Source organism: Methanocalculus sp. (genome assembly GCF_029762515.1).
GTDB lineage: Archaea > Halobacteriota > Methanomicrobia > Methanomicrobiales > Methanocorpusculaceae > Methanocalculus.
The window spans coordinates 1-2,219 of record NZ_JARVGN010000376.1 but is presented as its reverse complement, the minus strand read 5'-3'; the positions used below and the strand labels follow the sequence as shown (position 1 = coordinate 2,219).

Sequence of the window (2,219 nt, the reverse complement as noted above, 5' to 3'; positions counted from 1 at the left end):
CCGGCCGGGGGGTGGCACTTGCAGAACTCTCCCGATACACCGAAGCACTTGATTCCTTTGAGAGGGCGCTTCAGATAAATCCAAAGAATGCGCCGGCGTGGTATAATCGCGGCAATGCCCTCGCGAACCTTGGCAGGTATGATGATGCCCTGAGATCCTATGATCGTGCCCTCGCAATCCAACCCGAATATGCAACCGCATGGTATAACCGCGGTAATGCATACCTTGGTATCGGGAGGCTGGAGGATGCGCTCGCCTCATATGACAAGGCTCTGGAAATTGATCCCTCCAACCCATGCGCATGGGCAAACCGGGGCAATGCCCTTGGCGTTATTGGAAGGTATGCAGATGCGGTTGCATCCTGTGATAAGGCGCTCTCCCTCGATCCTGAGAACGCAAATGCCTGGACCGGCCGTGGTGTTGCTCTTGAAAAGATTGGCCGGAGAAATGAGGCGGTCGCTTCGTATGATAAGGCCCTTGCCCTCGATCCGGATCACGCCCTTGCCTGGTATATCCGTGGGACTGCACTTGGAAATCTCGGCCGCTTTAAGGATGCTCTAGCCTCCTATGATCGTTCTCTTGCGCTTAATTCACGGGATCCACACGTCTGGACCGGCCGTGGTGTTGCCCTTGAAAAACTCGGGAGGTTTGGCCATTCCCTTGCCTCGTATGATAAGGCCCTTGAGTTCAATCCTGATGATGCCCATGCATGGGCAAACCGGGGCAATGCCCTTGGCGGGCTTGGACGATATGATGATGCCCTCCTCTCTTATGACAAGGCCATCGCACTCGATCCGGATCTTGCGGTGGCCTGGACGGGCCGTGGTGTTGCGCTTGAGAAGCTTGATTGTGTGGATGAAGCATTCAGATCCTATGAGCGTGCCCTCTCCCTCAATCCTGATGATGGTGTTGCCCGAACCGGAAGAAACACGCTTATTGACAGGCTCAGCCGCCAGCATGATCTCCCGGCACCCTCTGATCCTGGTGTTGAGTGCGAGCCTGTTACGGACATTGCCGGTGAAGGATCGAATAGCACTGGTAGTGGCATGAGTCCTCTCTACCCGGACTCGTCTGCCGCTCAAACGGTTGTATCATCCACAGGATCGATTGATATCGCTCATCATCCGAAACTGCTCTATTATCTTCGTCGGAAGAAGAGGGGGACCGTTTCTGCTGCTGATATGGATCTGTCTCTTTCAACTGCCCTCTCAGAGGTCCGGAGGATGGGATCGGCCCTTGGGCTTTCCTGGGAAGTCCAAAGTGAAGCCAGGGAGATCTGCAAAAAAGAGGCTGCGGCGGGAAGGATTCCGGGTGGATCTGATCAGACTCTTTCAGTAGCTGCACTTTACCATGCCTGCCGGCAGAAGAGCCTGCCTGTAACCCTTGATGCGATCATCCATCTCTCGCGCCTTTCACGGAGAGAGGCGGTATTTATCGGGGAGAAAGCTGATGATATCCGGGTTGTCGATCCCTATCAAACCGATATCTCTTCTGCTCTGGATCGCATATCCGGGCTGCTTGGGATCGATGAAATCCAGCGGAGGCGTGCCGGGGAGATCCTCTCCGGGCAGCCGGTAATACAGGAAGAACGAAAAAAGGATGCTGCTGGTTTTGCAGCTGCTGCTCTCTATCTCGCCTCACTTGAAACCGGAGAGAGGCGAACCCAGAGTGATGTCGCAAAGGCTGCCGGGGTGGGGGTTGCCACCCTCAGGAACCGGTGCCGGGAACTGGTTCCCTGATCAGTGGCAATTCCTTTTAGTATGGGTTGAAATCTGCATATTTTGTATCTGATCACTCTTGTGGGATGCCCCGTGCCGCTTTCTTCGCGGCAAGTGATTCGATCGCTTTCTCGTCAATTCCGTCTTTTATCAGCAATGCTCCCGATGCAATCGCAGACTTGACAAATGTTTCTCCGGTGCCGCTCCTGATGATCAGTGTCGTTTGTCCGGGAGGAGAACCGACTGCACCTGCCGAGATATCTGCTGATCTGGCAGTCAGGTCGGTGCAGATCCGGCATCCCGGGCGAACCGCTTCATTCAATTCCTTCAGGGGAATCGTCAGTGTCTCGCCATCGGTCTTTGTAATCAGAAGCCCTTTCTTCATATCGAGCCTCCCGATATCCTGGGGCTGAAGCTGGTATCTTCGCTCAAAAATCCCCTGCACAAGATGATTGTAGTCAAACGTCTCTGTGCAGAAGAGACCAAGAACCAGCCGGATCG

Annotated in this window: 2 protein-coding genes; one reads left to right on the top strand and one right to left on the bottom strand. The window is 54.5% G+C overall.

Features of this window, described 5'->3' with window-relative positions; all coding sequences use genetic code 11:
* Positions 1–1,739: tetratricopeptide repeat protein (locus QCH34_RS11120; RefSeq protein ID WP_300334134.1), on the top strand; the 1,739-nt coding region annotated here is incomplete at its 5' end.
* Between the two features lie 52 nt (positions 1,740–1,791).
* On the opposite strand, the gene QCH34_RS11115 is transcribed toward QCH34_RS11120, so the two are convergent.
* Positions 1,792–2,219 (bottom strand): Coenzyme F420 hydrogenase/dehydrogenase, beta subunit C-terminal domain (locus QCH34_RS11115; RefSeq protein WP_300334131.1); only part of this gene is annotated, 428 nt, incomplete at its 5' end.